Annotated in this window: 10 protein-coding genes; 7 read left to right on the top strand and 3 right to left on the bottom strand. The window is 63.7% G+C overall.

Features of this window, described 5'->3' with window-relative positions; translation table 11 throughout:
* Window position 1: 1 nt before the first annotated feature.
* The 7 genes from C2R22_RS24130 to C2R22_RS26775 all read left to right on the top strand — a co-directional run bounded on the left by C2R22_RS24130 (window position 2) and on the right by C2R22_RS26775 (window position 12,076).
* The gene (locus C2R22_RS24130) at window positions 2-1,123 is read left to right on the top strand and encodes a hypothetical protein (RefSeq protein WP_103428299.1); all 1,122 of its coding nucleotides are present in this window, start codon (window positions 2-4) and stop codon (window positions 1,121-1,123) included.
* On the top strand, window positions 1,107-3,341 hold the full coding sequence (locus C2R22_RS24125; protein WP_173862857.1) for a VirB4 family type IV secretion system protein: 2,235 nt from the start codon (window positions 1,107-1,109) through the stop codon (window positions 3,339-3,341). Before C2R22_RS24130 ends, C2R22_RS24125 begins: the two co-directional genes overlap by 17 nt.
* Window positions 3,334-7,155 (top strand): ATP-binding protein, encoded by a 3,822-nt coding sequence (locus C2R22_RS24120; RefSeq protein ID WP_103428353.1) that lies wholly within the window; start codon window positions 3,334-3,336, stop codon window positions 7,153-7,155. The genes C2R22_RS24125 and C2R22_RS24120 overlap by 8 nt, the downstream gene beginning before the upstream one ends.
* Window positions 7,156-7,344: 189 nt before the next feature.
* Window positions 7,345-8,607, top strand: coding sequence for an RNA-guided endonuclease InsQ/TnpB family protein (locus C2R22_RS24115; RefSeq protein WP_103428297.1), 1,263 nt, complete (start codon window positions 7,345-7,347; stop codon window positions 8,605-8,607).
* 30 nt (window positions 8,608-8,637) lie between these two features.
* Window positions 8,638-9,573, top strand: a complete 936-nt coding sequence (locus C2R22_RS24110; protein ID WP_103428296.1) for a bifunctional DNA primase/polymerase — start codon at window positions 8,638-8,640, stop codon at window positions 9,571-9,573.
* Window positions 9,570-11,093 carry a primase-associated protein gene (locus C2R22_RS24105; RefSeq protein ID WP_103428295.1) on the top strand — a complete coding sequence of 508 codons (1,524 nt, stop codon included), beginning with the start codon at window positions 9,570-9,572 and terminating at the stop codon, window positions 11,091-11,093. The genes C2R22_RS24110 and C2R22_RS24105 overlap by 4 nt, the downstream gene beginning before the upstream one ends.
* Before the next feature lie 542 nt (window positions 11,094-11,635).
* Window positions 11,636-12,076 carry a hypothetical protein gene (locus tag C2R22_RS26775; RefSeq protein WP_103428294.1) on the top strand — a complete coding sequence of 147 codons (441 nt, stop codon included), beginning with the start codon at window positions 11,636-11,638 and terminating at the stop codon, window positions 12,074-12,076.
* A 429-nt stretch (window positions 12,077-12,505) separates the two neighbouring features.
* Here C2R22_RS26775 and C2R22_RS24090 read toward each other — a convergent pair whose 3' ends face one another.
* The 3 genes from C2R22_RS24090 to C2R22_RS24080 are packed head-to-tail and all read right to left on the bottom strand — an operon-like array spanning window position 12,506 to window position 21,047.
* The gene (locus tag C2R22_RS24090; protein WP_103428292.1) at window positions 12,506-15,181 is read right to left on the bottom strand and encodes an AAA family ATPase; all 2,676 of its coding nucleotides are present in this window, start codon (window positions 15,179-15,181) and stop codon (window positions 12,506-12,508) included.
* 3 nt (window positions 15,182-15,184) lie between these two features.
* On the bottom strand, window positions 15,185-16,654 hold the full coding sequence (locus tag C2R22_RS24085) for a metallophosphoesterase (RefSeq protein ID WP_162562662.1): 1,470 nt from the start codon (window positions 16,652-16,654) through the stop codon (window positions 15,185-15,187).
* The gene (locus tag C2R22_RS24080) at window positions 16,572-21,047 is read right to left on the bottom strand and encodes a bifunctional RecB family nuclease/DEAD/DEAH box helicase (RefSeq protein WP_103428290.1); all 4,476 of its coding nucleotides are present in this window, start codon (window positions 21,045-21,047) and stop codon (window positions 16,572-16,574) included. Before C2R22_RS24080 ends, C2R22_RS24085 begins: the two co-directional genes overlap by 83 nt.
* Window positions 21,048-21,073: the final 26 nt, after the last annotated feature.

The raw sequence follows: 21,073 nt of genomic DNA, 5'->3' as shown, positions 1-21,073 counted from the left end.
CATGTCGATGGATCAAGACGCAGCCGCACGGCGCATCATGGACCAGTTCGGCGAAGAGAGTCGCATCCCCTACCTCAACATCGAGGAAGGAGACGTCGGCGTGCTCATCGCCTTCCCGATCATCGGGCTGTTCGTCGCTGGGCTTACCGGAATCGAATCACTTGCCCTCCCGTTCGTCGCAGGAGGATTCGGGTTTGGCGTTGCCGTCATCTACGTCTCTCCCGACCATCTGAACGCGTGGACGTGGACGAAGGACGTCTATCGCTACGCCAAGCGGCCGCGAGTCACGTTCAGTGCCCCAGAAGAGCCCGAGAGAACCACGAACGAGACAGAGCGAAACGAGGGCGGGCTTGCGAACTACACGCCGTTCAAACCGGACGAGCGAACGCAGGACCTTACAAACGTCAAGCGGGCGTGGCCCGGTGCTGGAGCGATCCAGCGGGCAGACGGAACGATGGAAGCGTTCATCGAGATCGACCCGGGGAACATGGATTTCGCCATGTCCGACGACTGGGCACAGCTCCAGGAGGCCGGGGAAGAGTTCGCCAACAAGGAACTCGACTCGAAGCTCAAACTGCACGCGACTACCCGGTCATTTCCGGTGGAACAAATCACCGAGACGATCGAGGAGCGGCTCAACGACGAGGACGTCAAGCAGAACCCGATCTTCCGGGAACTCCTCGAAGAGTATCGTGAGACGCGTCCCAAGGAGATGCGTGATCGTGGCATCCAGCAGGTTCGCTACTACATCGGCGTCGAGGTCACGCCGCTCGAAGTTTACGACAGATACCGAGACGAAGGGACACCCGCGGAGAAACTGACGCAGTTCCCCGTCATCGGGTTCCTGTTCAACCCGTTCGTGACGCGGCGTGAGGACCTCACGGATGTCGAGCGCCGGGCACAGATGTTCGAGAAGCTGGACAGCCGCGTCAACGACGTTCGCGCCGAGTTCATCCAGCAGGCATCCGGCTGGTCTGCTCGTCGGCTCAGTACGGTCGAGCTGTTCGTCCTGAACATGGACTTCTGGAACGGGCGAGAGCACGACTACGACGAAGCAGAGCGTGTTGTTCGCGAGCAACCGATTATCGGCCACTCGCGCCGGGAGGATGAGACCAATGCATAACGTCGTCCTGCAGGCGGGTGGCGGGCCCCTCGCCCAGCTCACAGAGTGGCTGCTGAACCCAACGTCATCCGAAGGTGCGGCGATTTACCTCCTGTTAGTTGTGGTCCTCGGAGTCGTCGGGAAACTCCTCTGGGACCGCCACACCGCCGACGAGGAACCCGAAGTCGACTTCTCGGACGTCCTCGACGAGGAGACACTCGAGGAGGGGCAGGCAGAGGGGCAGCTCCTCGATGACATCTCCGAGTCCCACAAGACGGTGACCGCGCCGGCAGCCATCGAGTGGGAGACACGAGCTGCACGTGTTGGCGAGCAGTGGACGACGACGCTGTACATCGCTGACTACGCCGACTACCCGAACGACGGGTATCTGAGCGACCTCTTCGAGTTGACCGACGTCGAGTTCGACCTCACAGCGCACATCACCCCGAAGAACCAGCAGCGTGCGCGGAATGAACTGCAGGATATCGCTGACGACCTCCAGGTAGACGCGGATCTGGAACAGAGTGTCCGTAGTGCGTACCTCCAAGAGCGGGCAAATGAAGCCGCTGCGACGTACAAGGCCGTCGAGAGTGGTGCGAACGTCTTCGACCAGGGGATGTTCGTCACGGTCCGCGCCGACGACAAGGACGACCTCAGGGACTCGGTCCAGAAGGTCAAGAGTGCGCTCCGCGACGACCCGGCAAACCTCACGCCGAAGACTGCGATCTGTCGGCAGGACCTCGCGCTACAGTCAGCTGCACCCATCGGAGACAACGTATTCGGGCGCGAGTCAATCGCCCTCGGTGGGGCCGTCGGCGCACTCCTTTCGTCGCCGCATAACGCGACCATCCTCGAAGAGGGCGGGGTCGAGTTCGGGATCCACAAGGACAACCAGAGCCCGGTCGTCATCGACCCGTTCGCCCGTGACAACGGGTATGCGATGTTCACCGTCGGCGATACCGGGTCTGGGAAGTCGTTCGGGTCGAAGCAGAACTTCATCCGCTCTATCGAGCAGAGTAAGGACCGCATCGGTATCATCCTCGAACCGCTCAATAACTGGGCAGGCGTCTCCGAAGCACTCGGAGCGAAGCGCATCACCGTCGGTGGGACGCTCGGGCTGAATCCCCTGGAGATCCGCCAGACGCCCGACCACGTCCAGCGAGCGATGGGCGAGGACGCGAGCCCGTTCAACGAGAAGCTCGACGACGCCATGAGCTTCCTGACGAACTTCTTCGCACTGCGCGGTATCTCACTCGGTGACCGCCGGACGACGCTCGAACTCGGCCTCAAACGCGCCTACAAGTGCAACGACATCACCGACGATATCTCAACGCACAGCAATCCCAGTCCGACCATCCGAGACATGATGGACGTCTTCGAGGACATGGTCGACGACCCCGAGTCGTTCGTGGTTAGGTCCGACGAGGAGGCCGGGAAGATCCGCGAAGACGCGACATGGCTTCTCGACCAGCTTCGCCCGTTCGAGGAGGAGGGTCGCCACGCCAATCTCGGGAAGTCCTCAGAGTTCGACATCCGTGACGAGAAGGTCATCTACCTCGACCTTGCACAACAGGAGGGCAGCGTCGACAGCAGCACAGCCCTGACGATGCAGTTGCTCATCTCGCTCGTGTACGAGCGGGCGAAGGAGACTGACAAGGAGGTCGTGTTCGTCATCGACGAGGCGCGGTACATCATGCAGGACGCCGCGAGTCTGGCGTTCCTCGAGACGGTGTTCCGCCATCACCGCCACCACGACCTCTCGATTCGTCTCGTCACCCAGACTGTCGACGAGTTCTTCGAACACGCTGAATCCGAGGCCATCCTTGATCAGTGTGCCGTCAAGCAGTTCCATCGCCTGGACGGGATGGACGATCAGTGGGCCGACGAGTTCGGGCTGAATTACGCCCAGATGCGCTACGTGCAGGACGCGGTCCCGGGGAACGAGGACGCAGGCTTCTCCGAGGCGCTCGTCGGCGTCGACGGCGAGTGGCGTGGCATCAAGGTCGAGGCGATGCCCAAGGAGAAGCAAGTCATCGACTTCGATCCGACCGAGCAGGTGCGGTCCTCACTCCCCGGTACTGGCGACGATGCCGTCGATAGTGAGATGCAAGAGTTCCAAGCGGAACTCGAGGACCGAGCGGCGAACGGAACGAATGGAACGAGCGAAACGAACAGCGGATCAGATGTCGTCGCTGCGGAACCCGACGGCGGTTCCACGGAGGGGAATGACGATGGCTGAATACCTGCGCGTACGGCCGACGTCCGAGCAACTCAATCCGGAGAGTATCCCTCGAGTCCTCAACAGTCTCCACAAATTAACCACGCCCGGATCGTCGGGGCTGGGGGCGAAGCTGAACCCCCTCCACAGTGAGACACCACCCCGATTCGAGTTCCTCGCAATAAGTGATGGCCCGGACGATCCAGTGGAGTTCTTCTACGGGGCCGATGCCCATCTCGACACACTCGAGAAGCGGCTTCGCTCGATTTACCCGGCTACGTTCAACATCGAACGCGTCGACATCGACGTCGCCGCACGCCTCATTCAGCACGTCGAGTTGACGCCTGAGCAGTTTGTCAGCCACTACGAGAACGGGCAGCTTCAGTACGAGTTTGGGGCTGACGAGCGGTACAAAATCGTCGAGGAAGACGGGGAGCAAGCAGAATCGACAGCTGTGGGGTCGGCGACAGACGGTGGTGTTGCTGTGGGTTCGGTCCCCGACCACCACGTTGTCATCGGTGAGACAGCCCTCGAACTAGCTCCGCCAGCGGCACTCGATACGGACGACTCTCCGGACACCATCGAGAAGCCGACGATGACCCCTGGCGGGACGATTCTGACGCGGCCAGCACCCGAGGACGTCTCGCCGCTCGGTGTCCGGTGGTGTGGCTCCGCAGCACGGAAGCAGGACTGGATGACCTCGCTGACGCCGTTCACAGCGGAGGAAACGAACGGCGACCTCTCGTCCATGGACCAACCGGGGGCAGCGCTAGCATCCCTGATCGACCACCTGATGGAGGCGACAGCGCCGACCGCGTTTCAGGTCGTCTTCCAACGGCGAGCTAGCTGGCAGTCCGACGCGGAGGTGCGGAAAGAAGACCTCATCGACGGCCGAGACACGTTCTTCCAGGAGGTCGTCGGGTCGTTACTCGAAGTCGAGGACCAGCGGAGCGATCAGGACGAACGACAGCTCAGCGAATCTGTCGAGAAGCGCATCGAGTCCATCGACGCAAAGAACGCCAAACGGTCGTTCACGGTCAACATCCGGGCCGTCGGCGTCCCCACCGACGATATTCGTGACGACCTCGATGCCCGAATGGACTCGCTCCTCCCCGTGTTCGACCCGCTTGATGGGCCGTTCTACGAGGTCAAGGGGCAACGCTTCCGGGACAGCGGTTTCCGTGAGAAAACTAAGGAGAAGAAGGCACGGGCCGCACTTCAGCGCCTACTCAATCGCGAATTGACAACGGGGCGAGGGAAGACCCGTCCCGAGCTGGTCCTCTGTGGGACGGAGCTCGGGAACTTCATCCTCGTCCCCTCCTCCGAACAGTTGACGGTCGAAGGGGCACGGGGGACCAGGGCCGAGCAGCAGAGCCGCAATCCGCTACCGTGGCCGAATCCCGACCTGATCCAGCAGTTCCAGGACGGGATGGAGATCGGGTATGCCCTCGACGATAACGGGGAGCCGAGACCGGATCCGATCCAAATCCCGCCAGACCTGTTGCCCACGCATTACGGGCGGTTCGCGTCGACTGGCGGTGGGAAGTCGAAGGCCATTATCAACGACGCCCTCTCGCTTCGGGAGACAACCCGTGGCCCCGTCGTCCTCGTCGATCCGAAGGGTGACGGTATGTGTGAGAACTACCTGCGCTGCCACTACGAGCGATTCGGGGGCCTCGACGACGTCTACCACTTCCGCGTCCCGGAGACGATCCCCGCGTTCTCGTTCTTCGACATTCGCCCAGCGCTCGAAGCGGGCCGCAACCGGGAGGACGCGATTCAGGACAAGGTCGACCACTTTCACGACATTCTCCGGATGATCATGGGCCGCGAGCGGTACGGCCAAGCGTTCGTCGCGAACGAAATCCTCAGCTACCTGATCAAGGCACTCTTCGACGATGAGTACGGGAGCGAAGTATTCGGGCTGGATGACCTCTTTGCCGCCGCCATCCGGATGCAGCGCGACCAGACGATTCCCCCGGTCTCAGCGGACAACCAGAACATCGAGGAATCGCTGACCCGCCACTTCGCGAAGGATAACCACCAGTTCCAGGTGTCGATGGACGCTGTTGGGAACCGCCTCGACAAGCTCAAAGAAGACGCGCATCTCCGGCGGATCTTCAGCCACGTCCCCAAGCAGAACGACGCCGGCGAGTACATCGACAACCGCTTCGACTTCCGCGAGTTCCTCGATGAAGACGCAACCATCATCTTCGACCTCGGCGATCTCCGCCCGGAGGCACAGCGAGCGATCACGCTTCTGCTGCTGAGCAACCTCTGGGACGCCGTCCAGGTACGCCGACGCGACGGTCAGACGGATTACGAGAAGCTCACCAACCTCATCATCGAGGAGGCGGCGCCGGTCGCGTCGACGAAGCTCGTCTCCGAGCAGCTACTGCCGCAGGGCCGGTCGTTCGGCCTGAGTATGGGGCTCGTGATGCAGTTCCCCGGGCAGGTGCGGAATCGGAACGAACGCGCCTACGACGAGGTGCTGAACAATATCAAGACGAAGCTCATCGGCAACATCTCGATTGAACGCGATCTCGCGGAGTCGCTCGCCCACGAGGACCTCAGCCCGACCGAACTCCGCAACCGGATCAACACGCTTCCGAGCGGCGAGTGGATCGCCCAGCTCCCGAGCCCGTCGTTCGGGGAGACTGGGCCGCCGCCGTTTTCGCTCAAGCCGCTCCCGATTGCACCGGGGCATCCAGAAAGCGACCAGCCGCTCACAGAGCCGCAGGTAGACCATTTCGAGTCCGTGACCCGGCCACGGATGGTCGAGCGCACAGCGGCCCAGCACGGACTGACAACGACGGCTGAATCGAGCCCTGCTCCGGAGGAGACTGGCTGGGGAAGTTCAGGAGCCGGCACGGTGGTCTCGTCGGAAGATGAAGATACGGGGAGCGACCCGACCCAATCTGCGTTCATCAGCCACGCGACGACCGAGGACGGGTCGGCGTCGACCACCCAACCCGAGACGGACAACGAGTCCGATGGCGACCACGGGGAGGTCAGTTCGTTGTTCGGGGAACCCATTGATAGCGACGAGGACCCAGCTGGCGACCAGCCAGAGCAACCGGCGAACGGATCAACACCCGTTCAGGACAGCGGCGTGCCCGTTCCCGATGACGAGCTTCGAGAACGCGGGCTCAGTCGCGACGATGTCCGATTCCTGGGTCGGGTCCTCGACGTGATGAACAGAGAGGACGACGAGTACACGCTCTTGAAAAGTATGCGCCAGCTGCGGAACGACTACGACGACCTCCATGTGGAGCGGCTCACAGACCAGGACCTACTGGAAGAGGGATCTGCAGCGGGGCGCAAGTCCTATACCGTTCTCCCGGCCGGGCGAGACCTCCTCGGTAGAGAACTTCACACCGGCCCCGGCAAGGGTGACCTCGGCGAGAAAACCCCGCACAAGGTTGGCATCCGGCTCCTTGAGTTGTGGATCCAGCAGCAGGACGACGTTGTTCGCGTCGAGCCGTACTACGAGTACGACGATGGAACGGTGCTGGATGTGGCTGGGTTCGACGATGAGGGCGACCTCGTCTGGGCTGGTGAAGCAGAACTTGCGAGTAACAATCGGCACGCTCCGGTCAAGGATTACGACAAGCTCAGCGCCGTGGACGGTGACGCAGTCTGGGCATTCAACACTCGGGAGACGGCTATCGACGTGCTTGACGCGCTGGCAGACGCCGACAGGATCGACGAGCGTGTCAGTGGGCGGTCGGCGCGGTCGTTCGCGAACATCAGAGATGCCGTCGACGAACTCGATGCTGACGGCCTGAGCACCGTTCGAGGCTTCAAAAATCTCAAAGAGGAACTCAACGAATGACCGGTAACGAGCGGAAGCTACCTAGTTTGACGAATGGTCTGGGTGTCAATCCTTCCATAGTGATTCCCGACAGTATTCACTCTGGCGTCTGTTCCCGGATTCGGAACTCTCATTCAAGAAACAGCCACTTCCGAGGGAGTCCATACCGGTGTTTCAGATTTATATGCCATTCCGGCCAAAGAATGCCTGATGGAGCGGACCAACACGCTCGTCGTACGCCCGCGTTCCGAGCAGGACCGGGAATTACTACACGAGCTGTTGGACGCTTCTGCGAGCCTCTGGAACGAACTCACCTACGAACGCCGCCAGAACTACTTCGACGGCGAATCTGTTTGGGACACCGCCGACTACCGAAAACGGTACGTCGACGTACTTGGGTCTGCAACCTCCCAACAGATCATTCGGAAGAACAACGAGGCGTGGCGGTCGTTCTTCGCCGCCCAAGAAGGTGGCGAAGAAACCGCGCCACCCGGCTACTGGGGCAACGAGGAGGATGGTCGAGAGTGGCGAACCTATATTCGAAACGACCAGTACACCCTCCAAACCGGCGACCGATCACGGTTAGAAATCCCCGTCGGAAAAGCTCTCAAAGACGAATACGGACTCGACTATCACGACCGGCTACGTCTCGAAGTAAGCGGTGTTCCGAAGTGGGAAGGCGAACAGGGCCGGTTAGAACTGTACTACGACGAGGTCAACGACACATTCAGAGCCATTCAACCTGTTACCGTCCCCGATTCTCAACAGGATTCACCACTGGCCGACGAAACGGCCGCTCTGGATATTGGCGCCAACAACCTCGTCGCCTGTACGACTACGACCGGCCAGCAGTATCTCTACGAGGGGCGTGGGCTGTTCGAGCGATTTCGCAAAACCACGCGAGAAATCGCTCGTCTTCAGTCCAAACTCAACGATGGACGGTACTCCTCGCAGCGGATACGGTCACTGTACAGACGTCGGACACGCAGACGCAACCACGCCCAGAACGCGCTGGCCCGCGACCTCATCGAACGGTTGCACACCGAAGGCGTCTCCACGGTGTATGTTGGGGCGCTCACCGACATTCTCGAGACCCACTGGTCGGTAGAGGCAAACACCAAGACACACAACTTCTGGGCATTCCGGAAGTTCATCGACAGACTCGCGTGTACGGCGGAAGAGTACGGTATCTCGATAGAAGCTCGACCGGAGGCGTGGACATCTCAAGAGTGTCCACAATGCGGTGCGACCGATCGGACAACACGCCACCGCGACAAACTCACCTGTCAATGTGGGTTCGAAGGGCACGCAGATCTTACGGCGTCCGCGACGTTCCTGAGGCGGCAGACAGACGTATCAAGGCCGATGGCACGGCCCGTGCGATTCGAGTGGGACGACCACGAATGGTCGGAGTTACCACGCTCTCGCGAAAGTCCCAAAGAACAGCGCACAAACCAGAGTATCCACGGTTAGGAGAATCTCGCTCACGTCGGGGTGGCGCTAATGGCAGACCCCGAACGCGAGGAATCGCACGGCGTTGGCCGTGAGGAGGATGTCAAGTGGCGACAGGCAACTCGTGAAGAGATCTACGCCTACTACGCCGAGGAGTTTCCCCGCTATGTCGATGACCTGCCGGACTTCATATCGGCGACGGGCCCGAAGCAGTACGCCGTCGCCTTCCGAGAGTCCCATCCGGTACGCAACGACGAGGTGCCGGACAAGGACTTCATCCGGCGGGATACGTGGCAAACGGATCCATCAGGCGATCGGACGACGGCGGAGTTCAGTAGCTTCGAGGACGTCGTTGAGTTCGTTCGCCATCCCGCACGGAACGACCCACTCGGCCGAAGCGAATTCGCACTCGCTGACCCAGAAGTCTTGGAGCAACCAGATCCACGCCCCGATGCCGTCTACTACGCGCTCGATCACTGGGAGCGGCCGTGGGTTCTCCTCGTCGATATCGACGCCAAGAAAATCGCTCGGGAACGAGCCACGGATGCCGTCTCGGACGACGCCGACGACCGGGACGACGATACACTCCTCGACGCCGCCGGCATCCTCGACGCCGAGCCAGCCGGATATCCGTATGCCTTCGAAGACGTCGACCAGGCCATCGAGTACGGATTCGAGGTGCGCGACATCTTCCAGGATGATTTTGACGCCGAGGAGACGATGGTCGTGTACAGCGGGCAGGGGGTTCACGTCTACCTGCTGGATACCGACCCGGCGCACCGATACGACGAACAGAGTCGTGAGGTATTGAACGACCTCCTCCTCGAGACGTACGACATCCCGATCGACCCCGTCGTGACTGCCGACCGCCGGCGTGTCGCCCGCCTGCCCTACTCACTCCACGCCGACGTCTGCAGCATCGTCCAACCAATAGAGAGCCCTGGTTTCGACGTGCAGTCGGCAACTCCGGAGGTGATCGACGAATGAGTCCGAGAACACCCACGGACGACGAGGACATGGCGTATCGGGTTGCGTCACTCCCACCTGAGTACGGTGACACCCGTATCAACCAGCTGTTTACGCGTGGCTACAATCGATACGTCGTCGACGGCGAGGACCAGCCCGAGGACCTCGTGAACGACATCGAGCGGTTCGGCACCGCGGCGTTCAAAGAGCAGGTTCGTGCCGACGCCGCCGAGGAGCCGTTCGTCGACGAGCCCGCGACGCTCGCCGTGCTCGCGACGTTGAGTGCGATCTGCGTGAAGGAACACCCGAAGTTCGAGCACGCGTCGCCCCGGAACATCCAGGTGCTCTACGACATCCGAGAGCTGTACGTCAACAATCTCGCCTCACTCATCCGAACCCACGGTGATGGTTCGCTCCAGCAGGACATCGCCGAGGTGCTGTACAGCAAGGAACCTGGCGAGGATGGCCCACACCCTGGTCGGGTCTGTACGGGCATCATAGAGAAGCCGGAGTTCGGAGACGGCCTGTACCTCGAAATCCCGATGGCGGCGGCGTCACGCAAATGCCTCGTTCGAGAGGACGAGGCGTGGACGGGGACGGGCGGTGGCGGGGAGATACTGACGCGAGTGAAAGACAACAACCTGTACGTCCCGGTGGGTGATTTCGATAGCAAGTATCGTGACTACGCCGAGCGGGCGTTCAAGAAGCTCTTGCGGGTTCAGGAGGACGGTCTTTCGGACGACCAGCTGACGTGGTTGACCACGAACGAGTCGGCAATCACGGAACGGATCGACCGCTTTCTCGAAACCGGGCATCACGAGCGGATCTGGCGGAACTGGGACCGTGGCGAACGGACGATCCGCGTCCTCCGCCGGGCCCTGAGTGATGCGCCCGACGACGTCGCCCAGAAGGGGAAGTACCATTCAGCGAAAGAGCTCTATCGAGCAGTCGAGGCGTACGCGGCCGAGGACGACTGGGAATCATCTGTGACGGATTGGATTTCGAGCCCGAGCAGTCTCGCAAAGACGCTGGCCGACCACGAGTCACATTCGGCGGTCACGATCGACCGCGACGGGCGCGTCAATACGTATCGAATCGGGCGAGCCGGGACTGGCGCCGAACAGATTGAGGTGCGAGAGATCGAGGACCTCTTCGAACTCCCCTGTATGGCGAATATGGAGGAACGGCTACACGAGAAGAAGCCGGTCCGGAAGGACCTCTACAACTTCGCGCGGATGGTGATGTGGCTCCCGCAGTATCAGGACAGCAGCCTCGACGAGATTGTCGCAGATCTCAAGGACGTCTTCTCCCGGTGGCCGTGGTACGACGAACAGGAGACGGAATACCAGGTCCGCTACGAGTTTTCGAACACTATCGGCGGCAACACGCCGCTGCCGATGAACTGCGATAACGACGATATGCAGCGCTACTGCATTGGCCAAGACCAATGTCCCTATTCGATCTGGGGCAGCCTCCCGTTCCCTGATGAGATGTACGAGCAAGTCGACGAGCATTCCGCCGGCCCCGCAGAGCAATTCTAAATCATAGCCTTTTCTCAGATATTCGAGAATTGTGTTGCAGACCAAAGGCAGTCTCTTCAGAATCCCCGTCGAGCAATTTTTAGCGGCTAACACAACCGAAATTGGGAGAATTGGGGGCATTTCACGATTCGAAGTGCCGAGCCGGAAGACCTCAAGAGACTCAGAACAGGTGAAGCAGTGGCCCTAGTAAATCCTGATACGCCCGATATCACCTCCATTACCCCTCCGTCGAGCAATTTTTGAAATCGGCGAGTCATCCTCGTACCCGTCGAGGTGATTTCTACGCCCTCAAATCGACCCGACGGGGTTCTCCTTCGATTTGAGGGCGTCATAGAGCCTTGCATATCGCGGGTTTCGTCCAAAGAAAGAGGCGATATGCAATGTGCGAAGGCCGCCGGCTCTCTCAGGCCGAGGGGCCATCACAGGGATACGGGATTCTCAGATGTGTCAGATTTAGCGCATAGAGTGAACGGGTGTATCCCGGTGATGTTTGTCGCCCCCGCGAGAGGGTGGCGGGGCACATCACGTGTCCCTGATAGACGATGGCTTCGGAACGACGCAGCAAGACACGGGAAACGTATCACGCAGGAACAACCGACGACGATGAGGCGCCGTGGGCGGACCTCGAGGTGACCGTCCCGACCAACCGGGATCACGCGTCAGTCGTCGCCCTCGTGGAGTGTGCCCTCGTCGAGCTGACGCACGAGGCCGTGGGCGCCGTCTTCGTCTCCCGGCAGGTCGGACGGTCGACGCGGACGCAATACGTCGCCGGCGACGACGTCGGCGAGCAGTTTCAGAAGCGGCACTTCGACGACCGGCTGGGCTGGCACGAGACCACCGTTCCTCGACGAACCGTTCGCGATGAGCTCATCACCCAGCTCACGCGGTCGCATTCGACATCGGCGGAGCGGCCAAGTGATGAAGCAGCCAGCGAGCCAGACACGTTCGCGGTGAAGCCAGTTCGAGATCTCCGAACGCCGTAGGGGCCGACTTAACCAACATTTCCGGCCGGTGCTGGCATAGTGTTGGTTAACGCTGGAGCAGGATCCACTCCCTCGCCCCCACCTACCGCCCTACTCCTCGAGTGGGTATACCCTGGCGGCCGGGTGGTCCAAGGAAATGCGGAATCTTCACGCCATGAGTTGTTTATCGGCGCCGGGAGGCGTGCAGCCCGCGACAGCGTGCGGGGCATGATTCACCATGACTGGTCCCGATCCTCACGACGACACCAGTGCCGACCACGAACAGTTCGAGAAAGCACAGCTCGCCCAGGACCGCGACACCGCCGGCGTCGACACGGCGGACGTCGACGACACGACGGCCCGTCGCTTAGTCGACGACCTCATCGACGCAGATGTCGTCACTCCCCGGATACGGGCGGTTGACTCGCTTCCTCGTCTTCGCACTGAGACTCATTCTTCGAGCCCCGAGGTGAGGAGGTCGCGCGATTCGGTGGTGGCGTGAGAGCGGTTCGTCGAGCTGTCCTGCTGGATCTCGACGCGTTCGCCGACCTGGTTGAGCAGGCCGTCCTCGTGCGACACCACGATGATCTGGTCGACGCCGAGTTCCTCCATCCGCGAGATCAGCGACTTTAACTCGTTGACGTGCTGGGAGTCGAGGTAGACCGTCGGTTCGTCGAGGATGAGCGGCGGGAGCGGCGCCTGCCCGCTCAGCCCCTCGGTGAGGAGCTGGTAGATCGCGCACCGCAGCGCGAGATTGAAGAGCGCGCGCTCGCCACCCGACAGGTCGGTGGGGTCGAGCGCCTCGCCGGACTTCTCGTACACCGTCAGTTCGTACGAGTCCGACAGCTCGAAGTGCTCGTACGAATCCGTCTGGTACAGCAGGTCGAACAGCTCGTTGAGGAGCCGTTCGAGCTCGTCGACATTCCGCGTCCGCAAATCCTCGCGGAGCTCGCGGTACATCTGCTCGACGTCGTCGCACTGCTGGACGGCTGCCGCTAACCGATCGACTTGCGTCTCGAGGGCGTCTCGTTGCTCGCGCTTCCGGCCGAGTTCTTCGAGCTGGTTCTCGACCCCGCCTTTCTCGGACTGCAATTCTGTTCGATCGTCACCCAGGCGTTCGCGCCGTCGCTCCAGCACGTCACGCCAGCGTGCAGCACCCTCACGACGACGTTCGAGACGGTCGACCCGGCTCGGGTCCAGCTCAGCCCGTGCGTCATCAAGTTCGCCTTCGAGCTCGTCTCGTTCGTCTTCCCAGTACTCAATCTGTGGTTCGACGTCGTCAGTGAGTCGTTCACCGAGTCGCTCGTGTTCGTCGCGCTTCTGTTCCGCCTCACCGAGCGCCCCGTCAGCGGCTTCGAGCGCGAGCCACTCCCTGTGCAACTGGTGAGCCTCGTCCTTGAGGTACTCTTGCGCCCGGTCGTCCCGCTCCTTCCGCGCTTCGATATGCGGGATCGCCGCACGGTGGAACCCAGCGCGTTCGCGAACCGCCGCGGCCTCGGCGTCGAACTCATCCACTTCGTTCCTGATTGACTCGATCCGCTGTTCGCTAGCCTCGATTTCGCGATTCAGGTCGCCCCGACGTTCCTCGAGTTCCTCGTACCGGGACGCCTGCTGTTCGAGGTCGCGCGCCGTACGGACCGCTTCCTCTCGCTCCTCAACGGTGTCCTCCGCCTCGCTCAGGTCGTCTTCGAGCTCCTCGAGGGCTTTGCGGTCGTCCTCCAGGTTCGAGACAGACGGAGCGCCGTGAACTTCTTGGCCGCACTCGGGGCACAGACCCTCCTCCAGCAGTTCTTCGGCGTCCTCGATGCGTTTTTTGACACCGCTTCGCTCATCGCGGATCTCCCCATACCGCCTTTCGGCTGCCTCGAGTTGTTCGTTCTTCGACTCGACGAACGCCTCCACCTCGTCGCGATTCGTGGCGCTCTCGTCGAACGATGATTCGATCTCGTCCATCTCATCCTCGACCTCGTCGAGCCGGGAGCGTGGGTCAGCGAGGTCCTCTTCGAGTCCGCGAGCCTCGCCCCGACGCCCCTCAGCATCAGCTTCGAGGCCTGAAGCCTCGTCGTCGAGGTCACTCGCTTCGTCCCGAGCGTTTGCTACAGCCTCCTCGAAGCGCGACACCTGTTCTTGAGCTTCCACAAGCGCTGAATCGATCCGACCATGCCGCTCCATAACGTCCTCGAGGCGCTCTTCGACGGCGTCACCGTCGAGGTCCTCGACCGAGGTGTCCTCCAGCTTGTGTTCGGCCTCCGTTTCGAGCTCGTTGAGACGCTCGGCTGCCGCTTCCCGATCGGATTCGAGGCCCTCCTTTCTGTCCTTCAACTCTCCGACCTTTTCGTCTGCTTCACCGACCTCTTGCTCCAGGTCGTCGATCCGTTCCTCCAGCTCTTCGATCTCTTCGAGTTCGCTCGTCGCGTCGCGCTGCTCCTCAGTGACCGTTTCGATGTCGTCGTCGATCTCGTCGATCTCATCGTTGAGCCCATCGAGTTCGGCGACGATACGCCCGAGCTGCTTTTCGAGGTCACGTTCCACGAGGTCGGCGATGTCTCCCTCGACGTTTTTCAGCTCCCCGGCCTTCGCGTCCTTGATGCTCCGGACGCCGTTCCGCGTGATCGTCATCCGGTCTTCGTAGTCGTCGAGCTTGCCGAGCTGGAGCAGCGAGTCGATCATGTTCTGCCGCTCGCTCGCGCTCGCCCCGATCAGCTTGTTGATCTCGCCCTGCCGGACGTACGCGCAGTTCAGAAACGCGTTCGCGTCGAGCCGGAACAGCGACTTGATTGCGTCAGCGACGTCGCCGGGTCCTTCGATCGTTGCTTTCGGCGTCCGGAGTTCGACGTCGTGAGTCGTCTGCGACGAATACTCGCGGACGCGGCGGCGGATGTAGTACTCCTCGCCGAGGTGCGTGAACCACAGCTCGACGACGGCTTCGTCCGTCCCTTTCTCGATGACGTCGGTGAGATTGACGTCGGGGACGTCGGCGCCGTACAGCGCGAAGAAGCACGCTTCGAGGATGGTGGTCTTGCCCGCGCCGTTCGCGCCGTGCATCGCCGTGACGCCGCCGGTCAGGTCGATCGTCTCGTCGACGAAGCACTTGAACGATTCGAGCGAGATGCGTGTGAACTCCATGGGTTAGTCCTCCTGGGTGGTGGGTTGGCTCGCGTCTACGGCGAGGCCGTCCGCTTGCTCTCTGAGCTCTTCTTCGGTGACCTCCGGTTCGACCGGGTCGAACGCCGCCGGGTCGTCCTCGATGCGGTCCTCGACGTCTTCCTCGACACGGTCGCGGAGGTTCGAGTCGACCGGGGTGTCGGCGCGGACCTGTTGCTCGAGTTCGTCGACGACAGCGCTCAGTCCGAGCGTGCGTCGGCGGCGTTCGACGGCGTCGTCCGGGTCGGCGAACGACACGTCTATCGCGACGCGGTCGCTCCCGCGGCGCCGCCGATCCGACACGCGCGCTTCGAGGGCGCCGAGGTCCTCTTTCGCGTACGCTTCGAGCGGACCGGCCGCGACCGGCTCGCCCTCCCCGTCGATCGTGACCGCGACCACGGTGCCCGCGACGTCGTGATCGCCGAGCTCGTCACGGACGCGTTCGGCCACCGCGTCGTCTTCCTCAGCCTCGATGTCGATGTAGACGTGCGGCCGAGTGTCGAGCGGGACCCGATCGTACGAGACGCCGGGCGGGCAGACCGCGTCGCGGTCGATGCGGTCGCTCTCGGGTCGGGCGTCGTCGTCGAACCTGACGAGCGTGAACCCGCGGTCGTCGCGCTGGTCCGCCATCGTCCGCTCGGTCGAACCGGGGTACGTCGTGAACGTCCCACCCACCTCTTCGAAGATCGGTGTGTGGTCGTCGCCGAGCAGCGCGGCGTCGAACGCGACCGTCGACGACGACAACACGTCCTCGATCGACCAGTCGCCGTACGCGACCAGCGGCGAGAACGACCCGTGCGCGACGAGCGCGGCGTGGTCGGCGTCGTTCGACTCGAACTCGTACGTCAGGTGGTCGCGGTACGTCGGCGTGTGGTAGTCGAGGCCGTACAGCGCGACGTCGCCGACCACGGTCGGGTCGCGGCCGAGGTGGACCGCGTCCGCGACCTCGGTGAATACCGAGACCCAGGCGTCATCGCGCGTCGTGTCGTGGTTCCCGGACACCATCAGGAACGGGATATCGGCGTCTGCGAGCCGGCGGAGCTGCCGGATCGCGTGGAGCAGCGGCCCGATCCGCGGGTTCGAGTCGTGGAACATGTCGCCGCTGTGGACGACCGCGTCGACTCCGCGCTCGACCGCTTCGTCGATCACAGCCTCGAACGCCGCCGCGAAGTCCGCGGCGCGCTCCTCGAGGTGGTACTGTTGGTAGCCCAGATGGGTGTCCGAGGTGTGCAGCACGACCGTCATCGAACCACCTCCGCGCCCGCCTCTAGGCCGGAACGACCGGGCGGCACCGCCACCGAGGTCGGGGCGTCGCGGGTGTGTGGTCGGGTTGGCTGTGCGTCCGTCGGTGTCGTGGTAGTGTGGTTGGAGTTCATGGGTGGTCCTGGGTGAGTGTGTAGACTTCGAGGTCGGTGTCGAGTGCGGGGTCGAGCCCGCCGAGGTCGGTCGGTCCAACGAACTCGTCGAGCGTGCCGGCCCACGCCGGGTCGCGGTCGAGGACGCCGAGGTCGGCGAACAGGCCTTTCCAAAGCCCGGCTCGTTCGTACTCCTCGACGTGCGGCGGGATCACGTCGAACACCTGTGTGGAGGCGACGACGATCAGGCCGCGCTGCATCCGCGACATCGCGACGTTCAGGCGGTTCGGGTTCAGGAGGAACTCCGATTCGACCTTGACGAAGTCCGGGTCGGACGCCGTCGCCGACACCAAGATGACCGGGCGTTGGCCGCCCTGGTACCGCTCGACCGTGTCGCATTCGACGTCGTCGAGGTACGTGTCGAGGAGGCCGCGTTGGGCGTTGTGCGGCGTGACGATCCCGACCGCGTCGTCAGCGTGCGATGCTTCGGCGACGGACGCCCCGATCGCGGCTTCGACCGCGTTCGACTGCCGCGACGCGGCTTCGTCGTGAATGATGAGTGTGAGCGCGTGCGGCTCATCGCCCGACGCGTCGAGAACGTCGGGGTCACAAAGCACACGCGCGACGCCGTCACTCACGGCCGCGGGCTGCCGCACGGTCGCGTCCTCCTCGGAGTAGTACGGGATGCCGTCCTGCGCGTAGACGTGTTCGGCGAGGAACGCCGCGACGTCTTCGTGACACCGGTAGCTCCGCTCGAGCTGGTACAGCGGGAACTCCGCGGTCCCGCGGACGACGCAGTGGTCGTCGCCGACGTCGTCGACGTCGTCGCCGCGGAGCAACCGGCAGTAGTCGAGCGCCGACAGGTACGGCACGCGTTCCTGGATGGTGCGGCGGTACTCGTCGTCCCAGCCGTGCTGTCGAACCGGCGACATCTGCCGCTGATCGCCCGCCACCAGGATCTGGGCGTCGTCGCGGAGGTACGCCCCGACGGTGAGGAACGACGGGAGCCGCATCATCGACGCCTCGTCGACCGCGAGCAGGTCGAAGAACGACGCGCCGCCCGCGAGCCACTCCGCCGGCGACGTGTCCGCGGAGAACGAATCGACGAGCTTGTAGAGCCGCGCCGGCGTCGCGAACACCAGCGTGAGGTCGTCGGTCTCGGTCCGGACCCGTTCGACGATGCGGCGGAGTTCGTCGTCGTGCTCGTGGTAGTCGAGGTACGTGACGTGCGCGAGGTCGTCCTCTGGGACGTCGGATGTCAGCCGCACGAGCTCGAGGCCGTCCAGGAGGTCGTCACACCCCGTGTCGTGGGCTTCGTCGCCCTGGTTCCGGTACGCGACCAAGGCGTCGTGGACGTCCTCGAGGACCTCGTCGACGGCTTTGTTCGACTCGCCCGCCACCACGCCCGTACAGCCGGCGCCGTCCGCCGCGAACGACCGGACGCGGGCGAGCGTCGCGTGAGCGAGCGCACCCGACGTCTTGCCCGTCCCCGGCGGGCCCTGCAGGAGCGCCAACCGGGCGCGGTGCTCGCCGATGAACCGGCGCTGCCCCTGATTCGGCGGCGGGTCCGCCGTCCACCGTTCCGCGCCGCCGTCGCCGTCCGGGACTGCCCAGTCGACGTAGTCCGCGAGTGCCGCTTCCGAGACTGTGTCCGTGGTCGGGGACACTACGCGGCCGTCGGCGAGGTCGTCGAGCAGTCCGGCGAGCGGGTTGTGCCGTGCTTCGCGCAGCAGGTTGTACGACCGCTGGGCGACGAGGTCGTCGGTCTGCTTGTCGAGGACGAACACCTCGCGTTCGGCGAACAGCACCGCGTTCGTGTCCGCCGCCTCCTTCGGGTCGACGGTCCAGGCGCGGTGCCAGGTCTGGAACTCGGTCTGCCCGCTCCCGCCCGGGAACGCGGTCAGGTGGATCGACCGCGCCTCGATGTCGAGTTCCTCGACCGTGAGCGCCGGGCCGTGCTCGATGTTCCGCGGATCCGTCGAGTCGAGCGGGTCGCCGTTGCCGTCGAGTCGGTTCGCGACCACCCACGACCCCATCGTCGACCCCGACGTCCCTTTGAGCCGGCACGCCCGAGCGACCCTGTCGCCGTCCTCGAACAGGTCCGAGTCGTACGGGAGGTGGCCGTCGACGTGGAGCGTGCCGTCGTCTTCGTCGACCCAGGCGTCCGTGACCACCATCGGGATCGCGTCGCCGTTCTGGACGCGTTGCCGCATCGGGAGGCCGTACGTCCGGAGCTGGTCGTGCCGACCGGAGCGGTACTCGAGGGCGAGAAACTCGTCGGCTGCGCGCGCCGTGTGGCTCTCGCCGAGCGTGAACGCACGGAGGTCGCCGAGTCGGAGCGGTCGCTTCGGGAGGCGGTAGTTCCGCCGCGTGATCGACCGCTCGATGTGGGCGACCGCGTGCGCGAACCGCGCCACGAGCGCCTCAACGTCCTCCGGCGCGATCCGCGTCTCCTGTTCGTCTTCGTCGACCCACCGGAACGGGTCGACGGGCTGGACTATCCCGGACGCCTCCTGGACTTCCTCCGCCCAGTCAGGCGTCAGGACATCGTACGCCGCCCACACGTATTCGAGCGGGACTTCGCCGCGGTCGCGTGGCCGCGACGGATACATCATGTCGCGGTCGTCGTCGGCGTACATCGCGAGCCCTGGCGGGTCGCGTCGCGCCCTCACCAGGTGGTCGAACAGCTTGAACCGGAACGCGCGCTGCAAGTCGATTTCTTCGCCGGTCGACCGGGTGTATGTCCAGTTGCGGCGGTAGAGTGCGTCCTCGCCGCCGCCGCAGACGCGGAGGGCGGGCAGCAGCCCCGCCGTCGGGACGCCGAGCGCGCGTCGTTCGCGGAGCTCGCGCTGCACGATCGACACCATCGCTTGCTCGTCGTGGTCGAACGCGTCGTCGCCGCGGCCACTGATGGTGGCGCGCTGACCGAGCAGGTCGCGGAGCGCGGGCGCGCCGTCGACGTCGCCGTGCCGCGTGAGCGCCTCGACGAGCGCTTCGTACTCGCTGTTCGTGTAGAGGTAGAAATGCACCGGCGCGTCGTCTGTCTCCATGGCGGCACCGAGTGCGTCGATCGCGTCGAACAGGCTTCCGAGCGCGTCGCCGAGGACGTCGGCTTCGAGGTTAGTGGCGTCCGCGACCGTGTCCGGGACCGCGGCGGCGAGGTGGCCGAACGTCACTGGGTGGTCGACGTTCGAGACCGAGACGTACCCGCCGACGGCGTTGACGCGGTCGTACCGGTGGTCGCGCTGGACATTCAGGTAGACACGGATCATCGAGCCGCGCTCGAACGGGAGCTCCATCTCGAACGGCGGGTCGTCCTCGGGGAGGTGGCCGTTGCCGCTCCCTGACAGCCAGACCGGGTTCGTCCCGCCAGCAGCGAACGTCGTCCCGGGCGCGAACTGCCCCATGAACGACTGCGCCTCCTGGATGTGTCGTTGGAGCCGCTCGGAGATCCCGGGCTCGTCGAGCAACGCACGATACGTCTCGCGGTGCGCCATCGCCGGTTCGAGGTCGTCGTAATCGTACGGCTCGGCGTCCGGCTCCGGATACGCGAGCCGCGCCAGGTCCTCGACCGTGTCGATGCCGTGGTCGGCGAGGACGGCCTGGTCGTTCCGAGACAGCCCGAGCAGCGCCGTCGACCCTGACTCGATTGACTCCGTGAAGCACGCTTCCTTGTACGCGCACCCGAAGCACTTCCCGTCGAGCTGGTACCGCACGTCGCCCGGGGCCTCGCCGAAGAGCTTGTCGAGCGGGCCGCCCGCTTCGAGGAGTCGGCGGACGTCGAGTTCGCGGTGCTCGAGGTCGAACGACGGCAGCGTGTCCGGGGCGGCGTCGTCGAACTCGTCGGTCCGAAGGATGATGCCGCCCTCGATTACGTACGGGTAGTCCACGCCGACGTGTTCGAGGAACTGCCGGAGCAGGAGCGTGTAGCACGCGACCTGGATCTGCTGGTACGTCTTCTCCTCGTGCGCGGCCTTCACGTCGAGCACGCGGAACCGCAGCCCGACGCGGTCGGTCTGGTTGTCGTCATCGTCGGGCGGGAGGCGCCAGCACGCGAGGACGTCGGCGTCGCCCGTCACCGGCCAGGCTTCGAGGTGGTTGCCGAGTCGGGCCTGCGTCACGGCCACGGGCGTCCGGTCGTCGCCGGCGTCGAACGCGGCGTCGAACGCATCCAGGAGCATTCCTCTGGAGTCGGCCCACTCCCCGATGTCGTCGTGGTCGCGGACGTTGGCGTGCTCGCGGAGCGCGTCGACGACGTCGTCCTCGAAGTCGTTGCCGTCCTTCGCGAGCAGGATGTTCAGCGGCCGGAATGCCTCCACGTAGTCGTGCTCCGCGCTCCGTTCGTTGCGGTACTTGTCGTCGAACACGTACTGGAACCACTGCGGGCAGCCGTCGAGGTTGACGAACCGTCCGAGCCGCGACGGCGCGACCGACGGCTTCGCCGCCACGTCGTCCGGGATCTCGGCTGGCGGACGGAGCGGGACCGACGCCATACTAGTTCGGTCCACCTCGCGTACCG

This window comes from Salinigranum rubrum (assembly GCF_002906575.1).
Classification (GTDB): domain Archaea; phylum Halobacteriota; class Halobacteria; order Halobacteriales; family Haloferacaceae; genus Salinigranum; species Salinigranum rubrum.
Note: the sequence above shows the minus strand (reverse complement) of the source record. Positions and strands in the feature narration are given on the sequence as shown.

Excerpts from the sequence above, each read along its gene's own strand:
- C2R22_RS24090 (WP_103428292.1), bottom strand. The coding sequence starts at position 15,181 with ATGGAGTTCACACGCATCTCGCTCGAATCGTTCAAGTGCTTCGTCGAC.
- C2R22_RS24130 (WP_103428299.1), top strand. The coding sequence starts at position 2 with ATGTCGATGGATCAAGACGCAGCCGCACGGCGCATCATGGACCAGTTC.
- C2R22_RS24105 (WP_103428295.1), top strand. The coding sequence starts at position 9,570 with ATGAGTCCGAGAACACCCACGGACGACGAGGACATGGCGTATCGGGTT.
- C2R22_RS26775 (WP_103428294.1), top strand. The coding sequence starts at position 11,636 with ATGGCTTCGGAACGACGCAGCAAGACACGGGAAACGTATCACGCAGGA.
- C2R22_RS24115 (WP_103428297.1), top strand. The coding sequence starts at position 7,345 with ATGGAGCGGACCAACACGCTCGTCGTACGCCCGCGTTCCGAGCAGGAC.
- C2R22_RS24080 (WP_103428290.1), bottom strand. The coding sequence starts at position 21,047 with ATGGCGTCGGTCCCGCTCCGTCCGCCAGCCGAGATCCCGGACGACGTG.
- C2R22_RS24125 (WP_173862857.1), top strand. The coding sequence starts at position 1,107 with ATGAGACCAATGCATAACGTCGTCCTGCAGGCGGGTGGCGGGCCCCTC.
- C2R22_RS24120 (WP_103428353.1), top strand. The coding sequence starts at position 3,334 with ATGGCTGAATACCTGCGCGTACGGCCGACGTCCGAGCAACTCAATCCG.
- C2R22_RS24110 (WP_103428296.1), top strand. The coding sequence starts at position 8,638 with ATGGCAGACCCCGAACGCGAGGAATCGCACGGCGTTGGCCGTGAGGAG.